Origin of the sequence: Photobacterium sp. OFAV2-7 (assembly GCF_022347985.1) — a bacterium.
GTDB lineage: Bacteria > Pseudomonadota > Gammaproteobacteria > Enterobacterales > Vibrionaceae > Photobacterium.
This window is the reverse complement of sequence record NZ_JAKRFQ010000677.1, coordinates 1-2943: the sequence shown is the minus strand read 5'-3', so window position 1 is coordinate 2943 and position 2943 is coordinate 1. Positions and strand designations below refer to the sequence as shown.

Below are 2943 nucleotides of genomic sequence, written 5' to 3'. Positions count from 1 at the left end.
CTTGAAATTGAAGAAATCGCACAAGAAGTAGAAAGCTTCATAGCTGAAAAAGCGTAAGGCTGACAAAAAGAATTTGTATTGAATAGGTTATCTAACCTGTTGAACAAATAGAAAAACAACGTTTCGTATAGAAACCGAGTTTTTAAGAAAACATGTTGTACCGGGCAACTGGCAACAACATAACCTTAGTAATCTGTACCCTTGGAGTGAACAATGCTCAAAGATAAGAAAGTAATTATCTTGGGAGACAGAGACGGTGTACCAGGACAGGCTATCGAAGCTTGTATCAAAACTGCTGGCGCACATGTTCTTTTCTCTACAACTGAGTGTTTCGTCTGAACCAGCGCAGGTGCTATGGATCTGGAAAACCAAAAGAGGATTAAAGGTTTTGCTGACGAGTTCGGCCCAGAGAATCTGGTAGTCGTACTTGGTGGTGCTGAAGCGGAAGCTTCGGGCCTGGCATGTGAAACCGTGACAAACGGCGATCCTACTTTTGCCGGACCATTAGCCGGAGTCCAGTTAGGACTCTCTTGTTATCATGTGGTTGAGCCGGAAATAAAAGACAATGTGGATTCTGACGTCTATGACGAGCAGATCAGCATGATGGAAATGGTACTTGATGTCGATGCCATCGTTGCAGAGGTCAAAGAGTATCGTGAGCAATTTGGTAAGTATGTTTAATCGGGAGAACGATTGTGTTCGCTAATAAAACAGTGATCATTCTTGGAGACCGCGATGGCGTACCTGGTCAGGCAATCGAAGCTTGCATGAAGACCACAGGTGCTCACATTGCTTTCTCTACAACAGAATGTTTTGTCTGAACAAGCGCAGGCGCAATGGATCTTGAGAACCAAAAGCGGATTAAAGCACTAGCCGAGGAGAAAGGCGCAGAGAATCTAGTTGTGATTCTTGGCGGCGCGGAAGCAGAAGCTTCTGGCCTGGCATGTGAAACCGTCACCACCGGTGATCCGACTTTTGCAGGACCATTGGCGGGAGTCCAGTTAGGACTTTCTTGTTATCACGTGGTTGAAGACGAAATTAAAGAAGCCGTCGATCCGGCAGTCTATGACGAGCAGGTCGGAATGATGGAAATGGTACTTGATGTCGATGCGATTAAAGCGGAAATGCAACAATACCGCAGCGAAACTGCATTAGCATAAGTATATCTCAATGCTGGTTCGGGTCAGGCCTCTGGCTCGAACCTACTATCCGGCTCGGATGCAGGAGTAACAATGGGATACGCAGTAATTAAAGGTGTGAGCTATGTGCTCGCCCATACCCCAGATGTATTGATTCAACATGGTTCGGTACAGGTGCAGTCTCGGGCTAAAGACCCGGCAGACAGCTATTTACAGCAGCTAAAAGACCACCTTCGTCCTTATGAAGACGTGGTTTCTTACCCGTCCAACCAGTGTTATATCGGTAACCTTACCCCACAACAGTTGGCAGATATTCCCCAGCCATGGTTTGAGAACAAAGAACACACTTCTCACGAAGGCAAGTTCGGCGAAATTTATAGCCAGGAAAGTTTCTATGCCATGTTGAACCACGTAGACGTGTTCAACCTGGTTCATTTTACTCAAGAATTTATTGACACCTATCAGCCAAAGGTAGGCCAGCATGCCCTATACGGTGATGTTGACCTGTTTGCCGGCCATCAGCTTATCACCAAAGATGAGATCCTGGCGCTGGTTGAAAATCATCAGGCGGAAGTGCTGATGATGAACGGTGAGTTGGTCGGCTGTGTGAAAGCCGCCCACGACGAGGATGAAAACCTGTCTGCCCATATTATGCTTGAAAACTTGTGTACCAAGGCATCAGGCGTGATGGCGGCCATGCACCTGAAACAGCAGGGCATTGAGCTCGACAAGGTTGATTACCTCATCGAATGTTCGGAAGAAGCCTGTGGTGACATCAACCAGCGTGGCGGCGGTAACTTCGCCAAGGCGATTGGTGAAGTCATCGGCTGTAATAGCGCAACGGGCTCGGATGTACGTGGCTTCTGTGCCGCACCGGCCCACGCGATGACTCTGGCTGCTGCCCTGGTTAAATCCGGCGTATTCAAGAACGTGATGGTAGTTGCTGGTGGCGCCGTTGCCAAACTGGGCATGAACGGCCGCGACCATGTTAAAAACAACATGCCGGTACTGGAAGACTGTCTGGCTGGCTTTGCCTGTATGGTGACAGAAAACGACGGTATCAGCCCTGAAATCAATACTGATATTGTTGGTCGCCATCAGATCGGTACCGGCTCCTCTCCGCAGGCTGTAATGACAGCACTGATTGCCAACCCGCTGAAAAATGCCGGTATGGCGATGACAGACATCGACAAGTACTCTGTCGAAATGCAAAACCCAGAAATTACCAAGCCAGCAGGCGCAGGTAATGTTCCGGAGTCAAACTACAAAATGATTGCGGCGCTAGCGGTTAAAGAAGGCCAGCTAGAGCGCACCCAGCTACCTCAGTTTGTTGCTGAGCATGGTATGACAGGCTTTGCACCGACTCAGGGCCATATCCCGTCTGGCGTTCCTTTCCTTGGCTTTGGCCGCGAAATGATTGTCAACGGTGATATCAACAACTTTATGATGGTCGGCAAGGGCAGCTTGTTCCTGGGCCGTATGACCAACCTGTTTGATGGTCTGAGCTTTGTGGTTCAGAAAAACAGCGGCAAGCAGGAAGAAGTGTTTGATGAGGCTCAGGTCAAGCAGGTTGTTGCCCAGGCAATGCGTGATGTGGCTGAGAACTTGTTAAATCGCGAACAGTAATCGGAGGTTGCTATGAGTAACATCAATCAACAACTGTCCGATACCTTCAACGCCATGGCTGATGGCCTGCTTAGCGGCCAGTTTGGCAAGAAGACCCGCATCGCCCTGACACTGGTTGGTAGCGAACATGGTCCTCAGGAGCTACTACGCGGTGCTCAACTGGTTGCCCGTCAGTACA

Annotated in this window: 3 protein-coding genes; all 3 read left to right on the top strand. The window is 49.0% G+C overall.

Annotated elements, in window-relative coordinates; translation table 11 throughout:
- Positions 1–213 precede the first annotated feature (213 nt).
- The gene (grdA, locus tag MHN01_RS22915; RefSeq protein ID WP_083651932.1) at positions 214–681 is read left to right on the top strand and encodes a glycine/sarcosine/betaine reductase complex selenoprotein A; all 468 of its coding nucleotides are present in this window, start codon (positions 214–216) and stop codon (positions 679–681) included.
- 14 nt (positions 682–695) lie between these two features.
- On the top strand, positions 696–1160 hold the full coding sequence (gene grdA, locus MHN01_RS22910) for a glycine/sarcosine/betaine reductase complex selenoprotein A (protein ID WP_370646547.1): 465 nt from the start codon (positions 696–698) through the stop codon (positions 1158–1160).
- 72 nt (positions 1161–1232) lie between these two features.
- Positions 1233–2765: a glycine/sarcosine/betaine reductase complex component C subunit beta gene (gene grdC, locus MHN01_RS22905; protein WP_239413657.1), complete on the top strand. Its 1533-nt coding sequence runs from the start codon at positions 1233–1235 to the stop codon at positions 2763–2765.
- Positions 2766–2943: the final 178 nt, after the last annotated feature.

Bases quoted from the DNA above. Each gene is read 5' to 3' on its own strand.
- grdC (WP_239413657.1), top strand. From the start codon at position 1,233: ATGGGATACGCAGTAATTAAAGGTGTGAGCTATGTGCTCGCCCATACC.